Source organism: Nostoc sp. DedQUE04 (genome assembly GCF_034530995.1).
Taxonomy (GTDB): Bacteria; Cyanobacteriota; Cyanobacteriia; order Cyanobacteriales; family Nostocaceae; genus Nostoc.
Genome location: NZ_JAVRCA010000002.1, coordinates 182,294 through 203,741 on the forward strand (window position 1 = coordinate 182,294; position 21,448 = coordinate 203,741).

A 21,448-nucleotide genomic window follows, 5' to 3' on the forward strand; every position below is an offset into this window, starting at 1 on the left:
CTCAACCATACTAGATGTAGCATTAGTGGTCAACGTTAAGCTATTTATTATCGGTTAACTTTACTTTGTTGTAACCCCAGTCACTTCGCTTGCTTCCCCATTCGCAGAACGTCCCGTAGAGAGAGGGTACGCTCCAAATTCAAAATTCAATTCTTAGTCTTATGCTTAGATGCAAGTACCTGAACCGATTTCCCATCTTGAAGAGCATCCGTAGGATTAGTAATTAACCTAACATTAGGGCTTAAACCAGAAACAACTTCAACTTCAGTACCATAATCTCTTCCAAGCTCTACTTTCTGGTACTTAACTTTCTTTTCCTTCGTCACAGTGGCTACTTGTATACCATCTGCATTAATCACTAAGGTATTAGCTGGTACTAATAAAGGTGGATTGGCACGTTCAGTCTTAAAAGTGACTTCAGCATACATCCCAGGACGCAAAAGATTCTCTGAATTCTGTACTTCAATTTCAGTTAAAAGGGTATTAGAAGTAGCATCCAAGACATCAGCAGTCCGAATAACTTTACCAGAAAAAGATTTTTTCGGTAGCTCACGAACACGAACAAGCGCAGTTTGTCCAGGGTGAATTGATTGCACAAAAGCCTGGGGAACATTAATTCGGATACGTAAATTCTTTGTCTGAGCAATCTTAAATAACCAGGAATTTCCACTATTATTATTGCTACCCGCAGAAATTAAAGCTCCTGAATCAATGTTGCGAGCAGTAATTACACCCGCAAAAGGGGCAACAATTTGTTTGAATGTTTGTAAAGCAGTTATCCGTTGTAAATCTGATTTACTAACACTCCTACTTGCGATAAACGCATTAATGTTAGCCTTTTGGGAATTAATAGCTGCAAGAGCAGTATTTACACTTTCTTGGTCTGAATTAACGCGAGCAATTAAAGTATCTACATTAGCTCGACTTGCATTAAAAGCAGTTTGACGTTCATCGGCAGCTTGTGTAGTCACGGCTCCTTGCTTTTGAAGTAATTGCCAACGTTGCCAAGTTTGACGTGCTAGTTCTAGGTTAGTACGTGCTTCGGCTAATTCCGCCTGTCTAGCCTTTAAGTTAGCTTTTGTTTGAGAAAGATTACTTTGCTTTTGTGCTAAATCTGCCTGAACTTGAGCGAGATTAGCCTCAGACTTCGCCAATTCTGCACGAGCTTGCTGTACATCTTGGTCAGTTTCCGGGGCATCAATTATAGCTAGTAGCTGCCCCTTATTTACACGTTCGCCAATATCCACTAATTTTTTTTGTAAATACCCACTGGTACGGGCATAAATCGTGGTTTCTTGGCTTGCTTGAATGCTGCTAGGTAGAACTAATTCGGTGAAATTAGCAGCAACTTTTGGTTTAACTACATTAACCGAAGAGATTTTTTTTGTTGTAGATTTAGCGAAAGCATTTAATTCTGATTGCTGTTGTAACCGAGGTATAATACCAAGTGCTAAAAGTCCAGTAACAACAAAAGTAGTCGTAGCAATAATGGTGATAAAAGTGAAGCGACTTTTTTTAGTCATTGCTGCTATATCAGAATTATCAACTTGGGTATTTTCTTGAGTATTCATATTAGATAATTTCTATTTAATTTGTTGGTTTATCGAAATTCTTTAAGATCCCCAACTTCTTAGAGAAGTCGGGGATCTGATTATTCACGAATAATTTACCGATTGGCTACAGTTAATTTGATAGTAGAAGATAGTTCTTCCTCCAACTCTAAATTTTGGGGTTGTTTTCTGCGTAAAATACTGTAAATTACAGGTACAAAAATTAAAGTTGCCACTGTTGCTGCTAATAATCCACCAATTACAGCACGTCCTAAAGGAGCATTTTGTTCACCACCTTCTCCTAAACCAAGAGACATTGGTAACATCCCCATAATCATGGCTCCAGCAGTCATTAATACTGGACGCAAACGGGTATAACCAGCAGCTAAAGCCGCAGAAACAGCTTTTTCTCCTATTAGACGTTGCTCATTAGCAAAGGTGACGAGCAAAATACTATTGGCAGTAGCAACCCCAATACTCATAATTGCACCCATCAAAGAAGGTACGCTAAAAGTCGTATTCGTTATAAATAGTATCCAGACAATTCCTGCTAAAGCATTTGGCAGTGCCATCATAATAATGAATGGATCGATCCAAGATTGAAAATTGACTACTATTAAGCAATAAACTAATCCAATGGCAAATATCAATCCTACTTCTAATCCTAGAAAAGATGAATTCATAGTTTCTACTTGACCTTTCACCATAATTGAAGTTCCCCGTGGTAACTTCTGCTGAAATTGCCTAACTATTTTATAAATATCGCTGGCTACACCACCTAAATCACGACCTTGAACATTGGCGTAAATATTAAATACAGGCTGTACGTTGTAATGATTAACAACAGCAGGAGCTTTCCCACGTTTAACAACAGCAAGATTGCTTAAAAGTTGTGACGAGTTAGAACCGTTCGCTACAGGAGTATTTTGAATTTTTTCTAGGGAGTTAAGTTTGTACTGAGGAACTTGTACTGCTATTAAATAACTGACTCCTTTGATAGGATCGAGCCAAAAATTGGGTGATGTTTGACCACTAGAACTTAATGATGTGAGTAGGTTATTGGCAACATCTCGTTGAGTTAAACCGCTACGTTGTGCTTGAGAACGATCTACATTAATACGTAGGTCTGGAGCATCAACGACTTGATGTAAATGAACATCAACTGCTCCCGGAATTTGAGCTATTTGGGTTTTGATTTGTTTGGCAATTTTGTAGTTATCCCGACGATTTTTAGCTGGGCCTATGATCTGAATATCAATAGGGGCTGGTAAACCAAAATTGAGAATTTGAGTTACTATATCCGCAGGTTGGAAAAAGAAGGTTAATTCAGGAAATTGGGCAGTTAATTTTTGGCGTAGTTGTCTAACATATTGCCAAGTTGAATAATGTTTACCTTCTTTAAGACCGACAAGAATTTCTCCATCACCAGGCCCTATAGTTGCTGTGTCGCTAAAAGCAAGGTTTACTCCACCTACAGGTAGACCAATATTGTCAAGAATAATTTCTAATTCTTCTTCAGGAATAACTTGGCGAATCTCATTTTCAACTTGAGTAAAAATCTGTTCTGTCTTTTCAAGTCGTGTTCCCGCAGGAGCGCGGACGTGCAACCGAAACTGACCTGCATCTACTTGCGGGAAAAAATCTTGACCGACAAAAGGTAGTAAAACTAAAGCGCTTACCCAAAACGCACCAAACATTGCAAAAACTACACCGCGATGATTTAGAGCTTTGGCTAAAGTATTTCGATAGTTTTGGCGAAATTTCTCAAATTGGCGGTTGAACTGCTCATGAATCCGCCAGAAAATATCTTTTTTAGGAATTACATGACCATTATCGTTATTCCCTAAATTTTCATGTTCAGTATAAAGATGTAGTTCTTTGCCAAGCAAAAACTTTGCCAACATTGGTACTACTGTACGCGAGAGTAGATAGGAGGCAAGCATGGCAAAAACAACCGCCATTCCTAAAGGCATAAATAGCGATTGTGCTACTCCTGTTAAAAAGATAATTGGGATAAAAACAATACAGATTGCCAAGGTAGAAACGAAAGCCGGAACAGCTATTTGTTGTGCGCCATCTAAAATAGCTTGTTGTAGAGGTTTTCCTTGTGCCAAATTGCGGTGGATATTTTCAATTTCTACTGTGGCATCATCAACTAAAATCCCAACTGCTAGAGATAGACCTCCCAAAGTCATAATATTCAAAGTCTGTCCTATCAATCGCAGAGCAATGATAGAACAAAGAATTGATAAAGGAATGGAAATTGCCACAATTAAAGTGCTGCGCCAACTGCCTAAGAATAATAAAATCATGGCGGCAGTTAACCAAGCAGCAATCAATCCTTCGGTTAATACTCCGTGGATGGAAGCTTTAACAAATATCGATTGATCGAATAAGATTTCTAAATCTAATTCTTTAGGTAATGTAGCTTGAATTTTTGGTAGTCTTTCTTTGACTCTAGCTACAACATCTAAAGTTGAAGCACTACCATTTTTGAGAATAGTTAATAAGCTAGAGCGTCGCCCATCTCGACGAACAATATTGTTCTGCACAGCAAAGCCATCATGAACTTGGGCAACATCACGTATATAAATTATAGTGCCGTTAATTTGTTTAATGGGTAAATTGTTCAATGCGTCTAAGACTTGGGGACTGCTATTGAGTCGAACACTGTACTCGCGATCGCCTAATTTGGCATTTCCTCCAGGTAAGATAAGATTTTGGGCGCTGATTGCGGTTGTGACATCTGTAGCTGAAAGACCTTTGGCAAATAGCGCCTGCGGGTCAATGTCTACCATAATCTGCCGAGGTTTACCTCCATAAGGTAAGGGTACAGACGCACCTTGAACAGTCGCTAGCTGAGTCCGCAGAAAATTATTTCCGTTATCGTAAAGTTCTTGCTCTGATAGTGATGTGCTGCTAACACTTAGCTGAAGAATGGGCACATTAGAGGCATTGTAGCGGATAATTAAAGGCGGTGTAATTCCTGGAGGTAAACCTCGGAGAATTGTTTGAGTATTAGAGGTAAGTTGAGCTACTGCTGCTTCAATTTTTGCTCCTGGCTGGAAGAAAACTTTAATGACGCTAACACCATTAAGTGATTGTGATTCGATGTGTTCAATATCATTAACAGTGGTTGTAAAAGAGCGTTCACTAGCTGTAACGATACGCTGTTCCATTTCTTCTGGTGAGACACCACCATAAGACCAAATTACACTCACAACGGGAATATTAATTTCTGGAAAAATATCCGTTGCCATGCGTGTAATAGTAACTACTCCTAAGACAAAAATAAGTATGGAAGTAATTACAAAGGTGTAGGGACGACGAAGAGCAAGTTTAACAATCCACATTATTTTTTAGTTTAAAGTCTTCTTTTTTCTTTAGTCTGTCAGTGCGATTTACACTAAAGTAAATTATTATTTAAATTTTAGTTATTCATTGCTAATTACCAAATGAATATTCACTGAACGCTTTCATTCGCAATCAGCTAGATTTAAAATATTCAGCTAATCCGGTAAATTGATAGATTTACAGTATTTTATGTGAAATTATCTTTGCATACAGATGTGTAAAATGCAAGACCCTATACTTTATCAAAATGATAATGTAGTATTTTATACGGGCTTTTGTAAATACCTTGTCAAGCTAGTTTTGATAGTTTGTAGTAAGCACTTAAATGCTCACCACGAAGTTGCTTACCCATCAATTTAAACTTGCTTGACAAAAGCTGATTTCTAGAGGTGAATTATAAACTCAGCTGATAAAAGTAGAGCCAAGGATCAACCGAAATCAGCTAGATAGCTAACCCTGGTGGAGGATTTGGTCATGGTTCATCAGACATACATAGCTGATGTCTTGGTTGTTGGTGGAGGAACCGGAGGAACTGCGGCTGCTATTCAAGCGGCACGACGGGGAGCCAAGACCATTTTGGTAAGTGAATTTCCTTGGTTGGGAGGAATGCTAACTTCGGCTGGAGTGTCTGTACCCGATGGCAATGAATTAGAAGCCTTTCAAACAGGGTTATGGGGTGCGTTTTTGCAGGAATTACGACAACGACAGCCTGGAGGATTAGATAACAGTTGGGTAAGCTTTTTTAGTTACGATCCCCAGATTGGGGCAGAGATTTTTGCAGATTGGGTGCAGGAATTACCCAATCTGCACTGGATTTCTGGACAAGTGCCAATAGATGTCTTCCGCCAAGGTGATTCGATTACTGGTGTCCGCTTTGCTGATTTTGCTGTCACAGCCAAGATTATTCTCGATGGCACAGAGTTAGGAGATTTATTAGCTTTAGCTGACATACCTTACCGTTGGGGTTGGGAATTGCAATCTGAGTGGGGAGAACCCAGCGCCCCAGTGACTTTTAACTCTTTAACTCAGAAATATCCTGTGCAAGCGCCCACTTATGTAGTGATTATGCAGGACTTTGGTGAAGCGGTTGCACCAGAGATTCCAGCTGCGCCTAACTATAATCCATCACAGTTTACAGGTGCTTGGGATGGCTATGGAGCCGAGACATTTTTAAATTATGGACGTTTGCCCGGTGGCTTGTTTATGATGAATTGGCCAATCTGTGGCAATGACTACGGCGAAGGGGTAGGGCGATTGATAGAGTCAGATGTATCCAGAGGTGAATTCATCCAAGAATCTCGCTGGCACAGCCAACATTTTGCTCATTTTATCCAAAAACAGCTTGGTCGTCGCTATGGTTTAGCAGAAAAAGTATTTCCTCACACCTCTACAGCTTTTGCACTGCATCCTTATTACCGGGAAAGCCGCCGCTTAGTGGGGCTAACTACTGTTCGAGAACAGGATATTTTGTCGATCGCAAAAGGTAGAGTTGCATCTATATTTAATGATGCGTTCGCCCTTGGCGTTTGCGAAGCAATCGCAGTTGGTAACTATGCCAACGATCATCATTATCCTGGTGTTCAATTCCCACTGCAACCTAAATCGATACGCTGGGGAGGGCGTTGGACTGGAACTCCTTTTACAATTCCTTACAGTTGTCTAATTCCAGCCACAACAGATGGTTTCTTGGTGTGTGAAAAGAATATTTCTGTATCCCACATTGCCAATGGCGCTACCAGATTACAACCTGTGGTTATGGGCATTGGTCAAGCAGCAGGGATGGCGGCGGCGATATGTGTTGAATTAAACTGCCAGCCGAGGGATTTACCTATTAGAAAGCTGCAAACGGCTTTATTAGAAGATAATCGCTCAAAAGCGCTAATTATTCCTTTGTTTAATCTTCCCCCCAATCGTTCGGATTGGCGGCACTGGCAACTGTATTACTTAGATAACCCACAAGCCTATCCAGTTAGTGGCGATTGCCCTGACTCTGCTTTTGGCAAGCCATTAATTCAGGAAAGTAACTGTTTCAAAGGGATTTTTTACCGCTTGGAACAGCAGGAATATAGATTCACTGTCACAGCACCAGCCACATATCAAGGGCAAAATTGGCAGCTTGTGACTTTGCGATCGCATATTGACGAGCAATTACGCGCTTATCCCCACGAACAATTAGTTACATTGTGGGGTCGTTACAATCGCTCTGGTAATTGGTTATTAGTCGAACATTTAAACGGAGGATAAGAAGAGTTTATTTTCAGTAAAACAGAATACTTTTTGATGAATTGTCCGGATATTAATCAAAAAGCTAAGTATCAGTGAAGTGGAGAGTTCCAAAATAGACATTTGCTATGCGTGCTGCCATTTCACTTTTAGTCTCGAGTCTGGTGTTCGGCCCCTTAGCTTTTAACTGCCAAGCAATGGTCAATCACTTATCAACAGGGCTGCCTTCCACGCCTACTTCGGAACAGTGGCTCTCGGCGGCATCTGAACAAGCTTCAGATGATGCGCCACGTCATCGCGGTAGTGGGCGCAGAGAAGTGACACAAAAAGTCCGAACTATCTATGCTGTGGTTTAACTACTGTAAGGTAATGCCTCTTTTCTCAAAGGAACAGAATTACCAGAAAACAGGATGTTGGGCTAACGTCTTTTACACAGCTTTTCTGGCAAAGATATATACAGTTGACACACGAAAGTCTTCAGCGATCGCTTAGTATTTCAACTGCAAACTTTGTATATATAGTTGGTCTCAATCCTGCCGATCGAAAAGCAAATCAAATTAAGTGCTTGGATCGATAGCATTACCAATTCCTCAAAAGCTCTACAACTGTTGCTCATATTCGATGGAAAGCTTTGCATCTCAATCCTCAACGGCTCTAGAAATAGATGTTACTTAGGCTATGAGTTAATCTAAAGCACATCTAATTCAAACATTTTGCTTGTTGAACAAACAGCCTTAGGGCAACTTCACTTTATTCCCCAATAAATTTTCTTCTCATACATCCAGTAGCCGATTATCTACATAAGCAAGTAACCGATCTTTGCTCTGACATCTGTTTAGCGTCTTTTCCCGAAGCATAAAATCCCTTTCGTTTCATCTCTTGCTTATCTAGGTAGGCATTCACACAAGTAGTATAGGTTTATTACGCTTGCTAACAAATTTACTAATGTAAATCTACTTTTGTTCCTTAGTTTGTTCTCTTCGTAGATGGCTCCCGACGAAATAGTAAGTGTTAAGAAGGATCTGCCAGATCATCTTAGTCTTTTTAATTATTTTACACCCAAGGCCAGATGCAAAGTTTTGCATCTGGTCTTTTTATATGAATTTTCCTTAAAGAAAAGGGAGTGGAGAGTGGGGAGCAGGGGAAAAGTTGCAGTAAGTTTTTCCCCTGTGCCCCTCTGCCCAATGCCTTTTTACACCGTTGTGTTCTTGCGGCTACTTTCTCTTCCCTGGATGCCGTTGAGGAACATTGGCACAAACTTCTCGATGAATGTCTGTGGATCTCGCTGCCAAGCCTTTTGTGCAGCCTGAATCCTAGTAAATTGCAACTCCGGCGCTAGCAAAGTCTGGGGTAAACGTTCCATCAAGTATTGGGGACGTTGCCAAAGCGGCATAGTATTTGCGACTTCCACCAGGTTGGCAACTCCCCGTAGTTCTGCACCCAAGGTGATATCCATTCCTGATTCAAAGGCCGCTTGTTCAATTGCAGTATATTTTCGCTTGGCTTGCTCTACCTTTTGCTGATGTTCTGGACTCTTACGCGCAAGTTCTCCTAGCCAACGATTACCCCAACGGACATGTCCTGCTTCCTCTGGGAGAATTTTTTCAAGAGTTTCCCGAATTTTGATGTTTTCTTCTGTCTGCGGTGCTTGTTTAAGCGCGTGAATGTGAGCAGAGAAATACTCACAACCCCGCTTTTCGGTAATGTTAATTGCGGCCAAGGCAGCAATCATGCCGTCCTCTAGGTTGTGTTTTGGATCGTAGGTGTCTTTGTCGAGCAGCCGATCGAATTCATCAATATAGGAAGTTCCGGGGGGAGTTCCTACATCGCTTCCCAAATCAATCAACAAGTCAGTTAGCCACATGGCATGACGAGCTTCATCTGAGACGTGATGAGACAAATCCCGGATCAGTTCCCGTGGCTGTCCATTCAGTTGTTCAATTACCTCAGTTAGGTCTTTGCAACTGCGTTGTTCGCTGTAACGGTAGCGATTGAGAGTAATTAGATGGATTTCGCGATCGCATACGACCCGTTTTAATATATCTCTGGCACTCAAAACATTCTGAAATTTACGCGGATAGGTAACTGCCATAGTTTATGTAAATTTTTGTAAATCTTTATTCGATCGTAACTTAATTTTTTGCAACTGCTGTATTCGTGTCGCTTCACCGAAAAAAAAATCAAAGTTACAAAAATTAATCACTTGAGTTGACCTTAAGTGTAGAAAAAAGTAACGAATAAATGTTCAGCCTTGGGTAAGGTGTGTTTTTTTAGGTTAGACCAATCTGAAGCTAGATGATTTTAGTTATCAAAAGTAGATTGGGAAGATTTTTCCGGCTTTTGGAAACAAATACTTGATATTGTCAGCAAAGGCAAATATAAACTTTTGCAAAAAGTAGCTTATGTTACAGAATTTTTGCTATATTAGTCTTGTAAGTAAAAAACCAAAAATTATATATTCACAAAATAGAGAGGACTATGGTTATGTCTATCGCAGATAAATCCCGTGCGTTAATGGTGCGCGAACATCAGCAAGTCAAGAATCGCCAACAATCTATGCTGATGCGGGCTGCACAAGAACTTGGTCTTCCTGAAGAAGCATCCCACTACTGGAACCCGATTCAAGGGAAGGTTGATGCTAACACTCGGATGATTTATGGGCCGAGTCATGCTTCCATGAGCTAAGTTTTAAGGTTGATTTTTTGAGTGAATATCTCAACCGACAACTCTAAAAAAAGCCACCCTTTACTCTAGGGTGGCAAAACTTACTTATTACTTTTTAGTTAGATACGACTCTTAATTAAGCATCGTAATAGAGGTAAAACTCGTAAGGATGAGGACGCAGCTGCAACTGTTTGACTTCGTTACCTAGTTTGTAGTCAATCCAATTTTCGATAAAGTCTTCCGTGAAGACGCCTGATTCGGTCAAAAAGGCGTGATCTTTTTCTAGTGCTTGCAGAGCCAACTCTAAAGAACCTGGAGTTGAAGGAACCTTTGCCAGTTCTTCTGGAGAGAGTTCATAGATATTCTTATCTAAGGGTTCACCAGGATGGATTTTGTTCTTGATGCCATCGAGACCAGCACAAAGCATTGCAGCAAATGCCAAATAGGGGTTAGAAGTAGCATCTGGACAACGGAATTCCAAACGTTTGGCTTTGGGGTTAGTACCAGATAAAGGAATACGGATAGAAGCAGAACGGTTCCCTTGGGAGTAAGCCAAGTTAACAGGAGCTTCATAACCAGGTACTAGGCGCTTATATGAGTTGGTGCTAGGGTTGGTGATTGCCAACAGCGCTGGGGCATGTTTGAGAAGACCACCAATGTAGTACAACCCCATATCGCTCAAACCAGCATACTTATCACCTGCAAACAGAGGTTGACCGTCTTTCCAAATGGACTGGTGACAGTGCATTCCCGAACCGTTATCGCCAAAAATTGGTTTTGGCATAAAGGTAACGGTTTTGCCGTATTTCTTGGCAACGTTCTTGATGACATATTTGTAAATCATCAACCAGTCAGCCGCTTCGATCAACTTACCAAAACGGAAACCTAGTTCGCACTGACCACCAGTAGCAACTTCGTGGTGATGCTTTTCAATGGGTACACCTAATTGTGCCATCGTCAACAGCATCTCTGTACGGATATCTTGGAAAGAATCCGTCGGTGAAACTGGGAAGTAACCTTCTTTGAAGCGTGGTTTGTAACCCAAGTTGGGTTTGTTATCTGTACCAGCTTTACCGGAATTCCAAGCACCTTCTTCGGACTCTAAGAAGTAGTAGCCTTCGTTGGCGGTTTGGGCAAATCTAGCACTGTCAAAGATGAAAAACTCAGCTTCAGGGCCAAAGAAGGCTGTGTCGCCAAGACCAGTGGAAACCAGGTAATCTATTGCTTTTTGGGCAATAACGCGTGGGCAACGATTGTACCATTCACCCGTGCGGGGTTCTTTAATACTACAAATTATACTTAGCGTTGGGACTTCCATGAATGGGTCTATCCAAGCAGTGTTGGGGTCGAGTACCATCGTCATGTCCGATTCGTTGATCGCTTTCCAACCCCGGATGCTGGAACCGTCAAACGGTACGCCATCAGTGAATGCAGTCTCATCGATTTGGTTTTGGTACAGTGTGAGGTGCTGCCAAGTCCCTACTGTATCGATGAATTTGAGATCGATCAGCTGAATTTTTTGGTCTTGGATCAATTTCAAGACTTCTTGTGGTGTTGTCATTGTTACTCCTTCTCTACCAATTTCCTAAAGTAAACCAAAATCTTACATTGCATCCTAACCCTACCGATCTCAATCAGGCCGTGACACACCAGAAATATCTTAAATACTAGACATTAGCTGATTTTGTAGCTTGTGCTACAGATATCTGGATTATCAGGTTATATTAACCTTTCGGCGATCATCTGTACAAAACTGGAAAGTTCATCATATAGGGGTCAACTTTGACATAAAATCCTTATGTAGTGGATAGATTGTTTTTGTGCCGAATCTATTTTTAATAGCACAAAAATTTACTGGTGCATAAGTGCAGCCAAATAAATATCAAACCATAAATAGCAATGATTGGGAGAAGAAGGAATGCGCGATGCGGTAACAAGTTTAATTAAGAATTATGACTTAGCTGGTCGTTATTTTGACCGGAATGCGATCGATAGCCTAAAGTCTTACTTTGATAGTGGTACAGCAAGAGTACAAGCGGCGGCGGCAATCAATTCTAATGCGGCTGCACTTGTCAAGCAAGCTGGTTTACAGTTATTTGAAGAACTGCCAGAATTGATTCGCCCTGGTGGAAATGCTTATACAACTCGTCGTTATGCAGCTTGTCTGCGCGATATGGACTACTATCTGCGCTACGCCACTTATGCGCTGGTTGCTGGGAACACCAATGTGTTGGATGAACGAGTGCTGCAAGGGCTGCGGGAAACTTACAATTCTTTAGGAGTACCTATTGGGCCTACAGTTCGCGGTATCCAGATTCTCAAGGAGCTAATTAAGGAGCAAGTAGCAGCAGCAGGTGTGGTTAATAGTGCTTTTGTAGATGAACCATTCGATCACATTACACGTGAGTTGAGCGAGATAGATATTTAGATTTTAGGTGGGCAAGGTGTCTGCCCCGACATAAACTTAAATAGCGATCGCACTTTGGTTTAATGGAGCGATCGCTTTTTTGTGAACTCTAGACGTTGAGAAGGGCTTTATTCAAGATTTTGCCTGCAAAGGGCAAAATCATAACCAGCAATTCCCAAGCGGGTTTACGAAGGTATATTTTCCGAACGCTTTAGTCAGCTAATTCTTAATAGTATAGGAATAAACCTAATTGTCTTTGACGAGCAACTAGAAAGGATTATCAGATGGATAAGCTAGCTCGGTATCGTGAAATTATTCGTCAGTTGATATTTGACTATGCTAGTCACAAGCCTGCTAACGGTCAAATAGACACAGAAGCAGTGATTGACTCGGAGCGAAACCACTACGAAGTGTTACACATTGGCTGGGATGGAGTGCGCCGCGTACATGGTTCGGTGGTACATATAGATATTATTAATGATAAAGTGTGGATTCAATATGATGGTACTTCTGAGCCAGTTGCAGAGGCATTATTAGAAGCGGGTATTTTGCGCGAAGATATTGTCTTGGGTTTCCATCCTGCTGAACTACGGCAATACACCGATTTTGCTGTATCTTAATTATCTGAATATTGTGTATTTGCAAAGAATAATACATTTAAGTAGCGATCGCTCCTAGATGAAACGCATTAGCCTATCCTATCTGTACTAGAACCGCTATAAGCCACAATAGAAGTTGCCCATGTTTGAGGCGCTGATTATGGAAGAATTATTAACTCTGAAAGACTTGCTTGTTAAGGGCGATGTTCAAGGAGCATTGATTATAGTTGAAGAATTAACAGAAATGAGCCGAAATGACATCATCAAGACGATTCGTAGCTATGCAGTGATTTTGCTGTTGTATTTAATTAAACAACAAGCTGAAAATCGCACGGCTCGCTCTTGGGAAGTCTCAATTCGGAATTCGGTTCTGGAAATTCAGCGGGAAAATAAGCGGCGTAAAGCTGGAGGCTATTATCTTGCGCCAGAGGAATTGTTAGAAATCTTAGCAGAAGCCTATTTAAATGCCATTGATGAGGCTTCCTTAGAAGTAGAAGAAGGTCGTTATGAAGCCCAAGAATTAGAAAAGCTGGTTAACCAAGAAGAAATTATCAATCGTGCTTTGGCTTTAATCTTACCAGGAGAGTCTAATTAATTGGCTAAACAGCGACTCGACACACTATTAGTAGAGCTAAATTTATGTTCTTCTCGCGCCTTAGCACAACGACTAATTCAGGCGGGGGAAGTTACTGTTAATCAGCAGTTAGTTGATAAACCTGGTACAGAAGTTGATATTGCTGCTCAAATAAATATTAAAAAGCGATCGCCTTTTGTTTCTAGAGGCGGTGAAAAACTCTCCAAAGCTTTATCAGTATTTGCCATTCCCGTAGTAGAGCGCATTTGTTTAGATGGTGGGATTTCTACTGGTGGTTTTACTGATTGTCTCTTGCAAGCGGGAGCAAAACAAGTTTACGGTATTGATGTTGGTTACGGACAAGTTGACTGGCGGTTGCGAAATGATTCGCGGGTGATTTTACGGGAACGCACCAATTTACGGCAACTACGACTAGATGAGTTATATGGTGAAAATGACCCGATTCCTGATTTGGCGGTGGTTGATGTATCGTTTATTTCTTTAACTAAGATTCTGCCTGCTTTGTGGCAACTAACTCAAGCTAACCGAGAAGCTGTATTGTTAGTCAAGCCACAGTTTGAAGTCGGCAGATCCCGTGTGGGTAAAAAAGGTGTTGTACGCGATCCAAACGACCAAGCTGATGCCATTTTCCAGGTTTTGCAAGCTGCCCACGAATTAGGATGGAAATACAAAGGCTTAACTTGGTCGCCGATCGTTGGCCCTGCTGGGAATATCGAATATCTTTTGTGGTTGGCAATGGAAAGTGAAACACCACCACTTGATTTAGAAGCAATTAAGCGAATAACGCAATCAGCAACAACTGATTTACGCAAGAGTTAAATAAGAATGCAGAATTCAGAATCAATTAGTCGGGGACTTAAACCCACATGTTCCGCGTTCGACTGAGCGCTCACGCCGAAGTCTGCACTCGAACTCCAATTCATACTGAATTCTGATTCCTGACTCCTGAATTCTTTCTTATTAAAGGTCGTAGATTAGACATTCTACGGAATCTGGATGGCGATCGCAGTAATTTTCCAAAGAGGTTTTTTTGGATTTTGCTTGATGTTGGTGAGATTTTTCAGCCTGCAATTCTTCTACAATGTCCCACGCTACAGCACAACCAGCAGAATTGCTGCCATCTAGATCGCAAGTTGTCCGAGCTTCAGTAATGGCATTAGTAATGGCTTCTTCAAGAGTTGCTGCCCCAGCAATTTCAATTTTTAGGGTAGTTGTCATGATACTTTCACCTTTAATTTACAGACAGAGTTATTAACTGCGAGCTTTTAATGACCTTAGTCAGGTCACATTTCTAGTTTAGATAGGCTTCCCACAATAAGTAGTGGTAAACACCGCCATCTTTTTCGCAAAATTGAGTGGGATTACCCTCTTGTCATCTTTAGATTCAAAAAGGTATGGGAATTCTACTAGTTGCGATCGCAAGCAGAGGTGGTCATGTTCTCAATCTTGCATCCCAAATTGAGAATGTCGGTTAATTGTCAGAAGACTTTGATAGAAGTTGATAAACGCTTATAAACGGTAACAAAAAGATAGCAGTTTTTAATTATTCTCAATACTTTATGTTTAATTCTTGTCGCAAACGATACAGAATTGTATTTTGGTCAACTTGAGAGAGAATTTCTTGAATGACGCTGCTAGCGCCTAATTGTCCCCAAGTGCAGCCTTTTTCGAGATAGACTTGGGCAGCTTTGCCAACGGAATATGCGCCATAACCTGCGATACCAGCTTGAGCGATCGCACTGCCAGCAAAAGCAGTAATATTGCTGGGATTGTCACCACTAGTGATTGCTGCCGTACTTTTATTTAAACCCAAAAGAAAACTACTACCTAGTTCTCCAAGTAGCAAGCCGCCAGAACTAAATAAAATCGTTTTTAAAATTTTCCCGGCTTCATAGCTAGTCATCGGCAAACCATACAATCTAGCGAGAGCGCGAATTAAAGCTAAATCAGCAACAGTTCCACCAAGGATATCTAGGAAGGCGATGGGATTGAGCATTACTGCCAAAGCTTTGTATTTGGTAAATTGCCAAATAATTTCTTCAGCTTCTTTTTCGCGTAAATCGATGGTTTTTTGAGCGATGGCGGCTTCTGCATCCCGTGCTTGGATCAGTGCATTTAAAGCCAGAAGCGATCGCCCTTCCCGATTCAGAATATTCAGAATTATCTCTTTGAGTTCGTCTACTTGCGGTGGTGGTGTTTCCCATTCATAAGTGACACGCCCATCAGGCCATTCTACCCGCACTTCTATTGGCGCTGGTTCTGCCGCCACCATGACAATTTCATCAGGTAGTAGAGGTTTTGCTTGAGGATGTCCAGCACCCAGTTGTTGCAAATTTTGGTAAATTGCTCCTTTGTCTGTATCTGGGTAAAGGTCTATTTTGTTAAACACTAAAATCAGGGGTTTTTGCGATCGCCTTAATTGCAGCAGCGCTTGATATTCAGTGCGTGTGATATCACCAGACACGACAAACAAAATCAAATCCGCTTGATGTACTACTTCTCGTGCCATATCCGCCCGTGACTCCCCCTCAATTTCATCTAATCCAGGGGTATCAATTAACTCTACTAGTACCTTATCGCTGGGCTGCCACCGCACGGAACGGGGCCATTGGGTGACACCATTCAGAGGCCCAGTTTGCAAAATCTTGTCTCCCAACAAGGCATTTAAAACTGCTGACTTTCCCCGACTCACTAAACCAAAGACAGCAATTCTAATGACGTTTGAATCTAGCTTGTTGAGTGTGGCTCTCAAAGCTTCTAATTCTGGTTTCATCAAACCTGCTAATTCTGGGTTAGATGATAACTGTCCTGACTTGCGAAGATATCCATACCAAGAAAGCCCTTGTCTGAGACTGGCGCGGGCACGATTTAAGTGAGTTTCTTGCAGATTACGATAAACCGACATAATATCAACGCTTCAGCCTTCACTCTCTCTAAAATGCTCATCCAATGCTCAAAACACTTACTTTCAGCATTCGATTGTGAATAATAGGTATGAATTCGTACTCATTAACCATACTCAATCAATGCTCACTTTTTCAACCCCATTATCAGGGAAAGGAAAAGTTAAACATACTTCTCTATCTTATATCCCTAAGCTCTTGTACTAATAATCTATATATGGGACATAAAAAGTCTCTAAGTTTATGAGGTCGGAGATTAGGTATTTTATAAAGTCTTAAAAAACATGTGACTAATAGATAGCTGTAAAGAGAGACTAACGCCAAAATCTACACTGAATCGAAGGTGCATTGGCTCCGACTTTATTCAGTTTTAGTCAGCTTTGAAATTTTCTTATGTAACTCTCTTCTCTACAAGAGGCTGCCGCAACATCACGTTACGCCTAGCTTGCTTCCCTGTAAGGGTGCAATTTTCAAATTTTAATTTTGAATTGTTAATCTGGGTATCCTAAGAAAGACAAGGTTAAATGATATAGATGAAGGAACAAAATTTATAACTTATCTATGAGTAGAGAAAAAACTATAATTTCTACTACAAAAACTGATTGAATAATTAGCCAACTCATTCTATAAAAAGAAGAGTACTGAGTGCGGTCAATCATGAAGGTAAAAGCTCGTTTACACCCTTATACCAATTTTGCGATGCTTGCGGTAAATGCTCGCCTACGCAGATGGTGAGAACTTTGATTGAGCAAGTTTTCCCATAAGTGCAGCCTGAAATTCTGGACTTATAGGAGCAGTCTTTTTCAGACTAAGACATAAATATTAATTATATGAGAAATTTGAGGAACAGCCATGCAAGGAAATGAGCGGGAAAAAATACGCCATCTGTTGGTCATCCAAGACCTAGAAGGGCGGCGAACTGTCCCTTTACGAGAGACTACTTATTCTCTGGGGCGGCATCCTGCAAACACTATTGTCTTGGCTTCCCGCTCGGTATCAATGCAACATGCAATTTTATTGCGAGTCACTGTTCCAGAAACTGACCAATACGGCTTTCAGATTATTGATGGTAACTATAAGGGGAAAGGAAGCACTAATGGGTTATTTGTAAATGGCACTAAATGCTTTTCTCATAATCTTAGGCATGGAGATATCATCGCTTTTGGCAGTAATAAAGCTCAGGCTAAATATTATGCTATTTCCAACATTTCCGAACAAGCATTTTCTGAATCTTTTGATGTTGAAGACTTATCTGGTTTTTTATCAGAGCAAGCCAGTCCTGCCAATCCTTTTCAAACCTTAGCCATCGATCCCAGCTTTGAAGCAGCTAGTGAGTCTGCTCTAGCTCGCCTAGCATCCTTCCCTGAACTCATCCCCAATTCAATTATTGAAATGGATTTCGAGGGAAGAATTACGTATCTCAATCCAGCCGCAGCGATCAAGTTTCCCAATCTTAGGGAAGTTGGGACAGAACACCCAATTTTAACGGGACTGTTGATTGGAGCTAAAAATCTAGAAAACAATTCTTTTGTGCGGGAGGTGGAAGTAGGTACAGAAGTTTTTGAACAATCCGTTCTCTATCTTCCCGAAAGTGATTTAATTAGAACTTTTATTATTAGAGATATTACAGAGCAAAAGCAAGCTACAGCCGAACTGCGGCAGCGCGATCGCTTGCTACAAGCAGTTGCAGAAGCTGCCAATTATTTGCTAGGAGAAATGAATTACGAAACTGGTATCGATCTAGCTCTAGCTGTAGTGGGTGAAGCTGCCAAGGCAGATCGTGCCTATCTCTTTCAGAACCATCTCCATCCTATTACAGAGGAAATGGCAGTCAGCCTACGCTTTGAATGGACACAATCTGGGATTGAATCTACCCTCCACGATTGGCAGAATCAGCTTTATCAAGCTCCTGAATTAGCCCGTTGGTACACAGTTCTCTCTAGCGGCCAGTCAATTAGCGGCATCACTCAAAAATTTCCTGTCGCCGAACAAGAATTTCTGATTCGAGATGGCATTAAATCCCTTCTCTTGGTACCTCTTCGCTTGGATAATCATTTCTGGGGGTATCTTGGCTTGGCAGACTGCACCTTTGAACGTCATTGGTCAAAGCATGAAGAATCTACTCTTTTGACCATGGCCGCCAGTATCATTGGGGCGCGGCAGCGTCAGCAAGTAGAAGAAAAGATTCGCCATCAAGCCCTCCATGACTTGCTGACAGGGTTGCCAAATCGTCTACTATTTAACGAATTGCTCAGTAAAACTCTGCCCAACGCCACTCGAAATGGCGAAAGTTTAGCTGTGATTTTCCTCGATTTGGATCGCTTCAAGGTGATTAATGATACTCTGGGTCACACTCTGGGAGACCAATTGTTACAAAGCGTCTCTCAAAGATTAAAAAACTCACTCAGAGATGGAGACACTGTAGCCCGTTGGGGAGGCGATGAATTTACTATTTTACTTCCACGAATCAATGATATTGAAGAGGTAACTTTGGTGGCGCAGAGAATCTTACAAGCCTTAGAGGATGCTTTTCATCTCCAAGAGCATGAACTTTATGTAACTGCTAGCCTCGGTATTGCCTTACTCGATCGCAACAGCCCTGACACCGAAACACTAATCCAGCACGCAGATGCTGCTCTGTACTACGCCAAAGACAAAGGGCGGAATAACTATCAATTTTACAGTGTTTCCCTGAGTGCTAAAAATCCTGAACTCCTGACTTTAGAAAAGAGCTTGCGCTATGCCCTAGAACGCAATGAATTTAAGCTTTACTATCAGCCTCGTGTGAACATTGCCACAGGAGAAATTACTAGTATGGAGGCTCTGTTGCGTTGGCAGCACCCAGAGATGGGATTAGTTGCCCCCAGTGTATTCATTCCCTTGGTTGAAGAAAGTGGATTAATTGTCCCCATCGGCGAATGGACTCTACAGACGGCCTGTAGCCAAAATAAAGCATGGCAAGATGCTGGATTGCCACCGATTAAGATCGCTGTCAATCTTTCTCTGAAGCAGTTCCGTCAACCCAAATTGGTAGAGACTATAGCTAAGGTTTTAGAACAAACCGGTCTGGAGCCGCGCTTTTTAGAATTAGAAATTATGGAAACCACAGCGATTGAGGACTTGGGTTTTACCAGAAGGGTGTTAGAGGAGCTACAGCAGATGGGTGTTTATATCTCCATCGATGACTTTGGTACAGGTCATTCTTCGCTCTCGCGCCTACAGCTTTTGCCACTCCACAATCTGAAAATAGATAAATCTTTTATTCAATATTTGACGCAGGATGCCAAAGTAGCTCATATTATCCAGGCCATAGTTACCTTGGGACACAGTTTGGGATTAAAGTTAACAGCCGAAGGGGTAGAAAAGGAAGAGGAATTGGAGTTTTTGAAATCTATCAACTGCGAGGAGGTACAGGGCTTTTTATTCTACCGCCCACTTTCTGAACAGAAAGCAACAGAAGTCCTTGAAAGTAAACGACCAACGATCTAATACAAGGGAAACTCTTTGTACCAGTGAGGATACAATAAAATTCATTGTCTTGCTGCCGACCTTTTTCGTCCTATGCTACCAGTCATTTATTCCGACGAATTTTTAGATCACAAGACTGGAAAATACCATCCCGAAAAACCAGAACGTTTAAGTGCGATCGCAAATGCCCTAAAAGCAGCTACATTCGCAGATCAAATCACCTGGCACTTGCCTACACCAGCATCAGAACAACCATCACTGATGTCTTCGTTGGTTAAAGCACATAGCCCAGCCTACATCAAAAAACTGTGGCAAATCGCTTCTAGTGGCGGGGGCCCTTTGGATGGAGATACGCCAGTTTCCCCACGCAGTTATGATGTGGCATTGTTAGCAGTCAGTGGATGGTTGGATGGAGTTGAGGTTGTGTTAAAGTCGGCTAATCCTGCTTTTGTATTAGCGCGTCCCCCAGGACACCATGCTGAAAGTGATGCAGGGATGGGCTTTTGTCTATTTTCTAATGCCGCGATCGCCGCTTTATTTGCTCTAGAACAACCTGGAATTAACCGCGTCGCCATCCTTGATTGGGATGTACATCATGGTAATGGTACTCAGGCGATCGTTGAAACTGAAGCACGCATCGCCTATTGTTCTCTACATCAGTACCCATGTTATCCCGGTACGGGAAGATCGACGGAACGCGGCTTTCACAATAACGTATTAAATTTACCAGTACGCCCTGGTAGTGATATTGCTGTATATCAGCCACTATTTGAAAACCAGGTAGTACCGTTTTTAGCCAACTTCCAGCCAGATTTACTAATTGTCAGTGCTGGTTACGATGCCAATGCAGAAGATCCTTTGGCAAGTATTAATTTACAGCCAGAAAACTACGCTTTATTTACTGATTATTGTTTGGGGCTAACTCGTAAAATTCTGTTTGGCTTAGAAGGTGGTTACGACTTCGATACTCTTTCTCAATCAGTTGTAGCGACGATTGAACGCTGTTTACTTTAAGCTTGTCTTGTTTATCCCATTTCACGAAATACCTGATATATACACCGACGATCGTAATTACCAAGGTAATAGCCTAAATTTTCTGCAAAGATTTGGGAACACTGAATACTGACACGGTTATAGCTGACATACAGTTATGAAAATTTCTCACAAACTGGTTGCAAGCTTTGTTGGTGTTTCCTTATTAAGGATTGTAGTTGGTGCGGTTGCGATCTCGCCAAGGATGGTTGTGCGATACCTGAAACAGTGCGATCGCGCATTTTTAATCCTTTTTTCACCACGACACCTATCGGCAAAGGTACTGGTATGGGCCCCATGCCCCATTCCCTTTTTTATAAACTTCATAGAATCTTCAGAAAGAAAAATTTTCAGCGGGGTTCTGAAAGAGCTAAAGTTTTGTTAAGATGCAATTACTAGCAGTTTCTCAGCGAAATTCACCTATCGGGGTGTGGAGAAATAAAAAGCACAAGCAGCACAAATTCCCAAAGGTGAAGCAATGACCACCTATATTTTTTTCGACGAAGCTCTACAAATGCTGACCAACGCCTATTTGATCTCAGTAGTACTGTTAATGGCAGCTTCTGGTATAGGTCTGGCGGTAATTGAGACAATAGAAAAGACAGGAGAACGCTAAGTTTACGGATGGCAATGTAGTTCCTACCAAAAACCTT

18 protein-coding genes are annotated in these 21,448 nt (G+C 41.5%); 11 read left to right on the forward strand and 7 right to left on the reverse strand.

Features of this window, described 5'->3' with window-relative positions:
• Positions 1-146: 146 nt before the first annotated feature.
• The gene (locus RM049_RS02195; protein ID WP_322703001.1) at positions 147-1,571 is read right to left on the reverse strand and encodes an efflux RND transporter periplasmic adaptor subunit; all 1,425 of its coding nucleotides are present in this window, start codon (positions 1,569-1,571) and stop codon (positions 147-149) included.
• A 95-nt stretch (positions 1,572-1,666) separates the two neighbouring features.
• Positions 1,667-4,903 carry an efflux RND transporter permease subunit gene (locus tag RM049_RS02200; RefSeq protein WP_322703002.1) on the reverse strand — a complete coding sequence of 1,079 codons (3,237 nt, stop codon included), beginning with the start codon at positions 4,901-4,903 and terminating at the stop codon, positions 1,667-1,669.
• Positions 4,904-5,378: 475 nt separating this feature from the next.
• Here RM049_RS02200 and RM049_RS02205 point away from each other — a divergent pair, with 475 nt between their 5' ends.
• Positions 5,379-7,148 carry an FAD-dependent oxidoreductase gene (locus RM049_RS02205; protein WP_322703003.1) on the forward strand — a complete coding sequence of 590 codons (1,770 nt, stop codon included), beginning with the start codon at positions 5,379-5,381 and terminating at the stop codon, positions 7,146-7,148.
• Between the two features lie 107 nt (positions 7,149-7,255).
• On the forward strand, positions 7,256-7,483 hold the full coding sequence (gene patX / locus RM049_RS02210; protein ID WP_322674719.1) for a heterocyst-inhibiting protein PatX: 228 nt from the start codon (positions 7,256-7,258) through the stop codon (positions 7,481-7,483).
• Between the two features lie 836 nt (positions 7,484-8,319).
• Here the strand turns inward: patX and RM049_RS02215 are convergent.
• The gene (locus RM049_RS02215) at positions 8,320-9,219 is read right to left on the reverse strand and encodes a ferritin-like domain-containing protein (protein ID WP_322674718.1); all 900 of its coding nucleotides are present in this window, start codon (positions 9,217-9,219) and stop codon (positions 8,320-8,322) included.
• A 392-nt stretch (positions 9,220-9,611) separates the two neighbouring features.
• Between RM049_RS02215 and RM049_RS02220 the strand changes: the two genes are divergently transcribed.
• A complete protein-coding gene (locus RM049_RS02220; RefSeq protein ID WP_100899525.1) occupies positions 9,612-9,812 on the forward strand; it encodes a hypothetical protein in 201 nt (66 codons plus the stop codon).
• A 115-nt stretch (positions 9,813-9,927) separates the two neighbouring features.
• Here RM049_RS02220 and glnA read toward each other — a convergent pair whose 3' ends face one another.
• The gene (gene glnA / locus RM049_RS02225; RefSeq protein ID WP_322684314.1) at positions 9,928-11,352 is read right to left on the reverse strand and encodes a type I glutamate--ammonia ligase; all 1,425 of its coding nucleotides are present in this window, start codon (positions 11,350-11,352) and stop codon (positions 9,928-9,930) included.
• Positions 11,353-11,709: 357 nt separating this feature from the next.
• Here glnA and apcB point away from each other — a divergent pair, with 357 nt between their 5' ends.
• The 5 genes from apcB to RM049_RS02245 all read left to right on the forward strand — a co-directional run bounded on the left by apcB (position 11,710) and on the right by RM049_RS02245 (position 14,211).
• On the forward strand, positions 11,710-12,219 hold the full coding sequence (apcB, locus tag RM049_RS02230; RefSeq protein ID WP_322703004.1) for an allophycocyanin subunit beta: 510 nt from the start codon (positions 11,710-11,712) through the stop codon (positions 12,217-12,219).
• Positions 12,220-12,369: 150 nt separating this feature from the next.
• The gene (locus RM049_RS39195; protein ID WP_416212607.1) at positions 12,370-12,495 is read left to right on the forward strand and encodes a hypothetical protein; all 126 of its coding nucleotides are present in this window, start codon (positions 12,370-12,372) and stop codon (positions 12,493-12,495) included.
• The gene (locus tag RM049_RS02235) at positions 12,483-12,818 is read left to right on the forward strand and encodes a XisI protein (protein ID WP_322703005.1); all 336 of its coding nucleotides are present in this window, start codon (positions 12,483-12,485) and stop codon (positions 12,816-12,818) included. The genes RM049_RS39195 and RM049_RS02235 overlap by 13 nt, the downstream gene beginning before the upstream one ends.
• A gap of 139 nt (positions 12,819-12,957) precedes the next feature.
• Positions 12,958-13,392 (forward strand): DUF29 family protein, encoded by a 435-nt coding sequence (locus RM049_RS02240; protein ID WP_322674731.1) that lies wholly within the window; start codon positions 12,958-12,960, stop codon positions 13,390-13,392.
• Entirely contained in the window at positions 13,393-14,211 is an 819-nt protein-coding gene (locus RM049_RS02245; protein ID WP_322703006.1) for a TlyA family RNA methyltransferase, read from the forward strand.
• 141 nt (positions 14,212-14,352) lie between these two features.
• Here the strand turns inward: RM049_RS02245 and RM049_RS02250 are convergent, their stop codons facing one another.
• Together RM049_RS02250 and RM049_RS02255 are read right to left on the reverse strand one after the other, a co-directional pair.
• Complete coding sequence (locus RM049_RS02250; RefSeq protein WP_322674713.1) at positions 14,353-14,610, reverse strand: Calvin cycle protein CP12; 258 nt, start codon at positions 14,608-14,610, stop codon at positions 14,353-14,355.
• Positions 14,611-14,941: 331 nt separating this feature from the next.
• Positions 14,942-16,297: a GTP-binding protein gene (locus RM049_RS02255; RefSeq protein ID WP_322703007.1), complete on the reverse strand. Its 1,356-nt coding sequence runs from the start codon at positions 16,295-16,297 to the stop codon at positions 14,942-14,944.
• A gap of 850 nt (positions 16,298-17,147) precedes the next feature.
• Between RM049_RS02255 and RM049_RS02260 the strand changes: the two genes are divergently transcribed.
• Together RM049_RS02260 and RM049_RS02265 are read left to right on the forward strand one after the other, a co-directional pair.
• Positions 17,148-19,784 (forward strand): EAL domain-containing protein, encoded by a 2,637-nt coding sequence (locus RM049_RS02260; protein WP_322703008.1) that lies wholly within the window; start codon positions 17,148-17,150, stop codon positions 19,782-19,784.
• 72 nt (positions 19,785-19,856) lie between these two features.
• Entirely contained in the window at positions 19,857-20,777 is a 921-nt protein-coding gene (locus RM049_RS02265; protein WP_322703009.1) for a histone deacetylase, read from the forward strand.
• Positions 20,778-20,911: 134 nt separating this feature from the next.
• Here RM049_RS02265 and RM049_RS02270 read toward each other — a convergent pair whose 3' ends face one another.
• Positions 20,912-21,094, reverse strand: a complete 183-nt coding sequence (locus RM049_RS02270; protein ID WP_322703010.1) for a hypothetical protein — start codon at positions 21,092-21,094, stop codon at positions 20,912-20,914.
• 179 nt (positions 21,095-21,273) lie between these two features.
• On the opposite strand from RM049_RS02270, the gene RM049_RS02275 reads away from it, so the two are divergent.
• The gene (locus RM049_RS02275; RefSeq protein ID WP_180277588.1) at positions 21,274-21,411 is read left to right on the forward strand and encodes a hypothetical protein; all 138 of its coding nucleotides are present in this window, start codon (positions 21,274-21,276) and stop codon (positions 21,409-21,411) included.
• Positions 21,412-21,448: the final 37 nt, after the last annotated feature.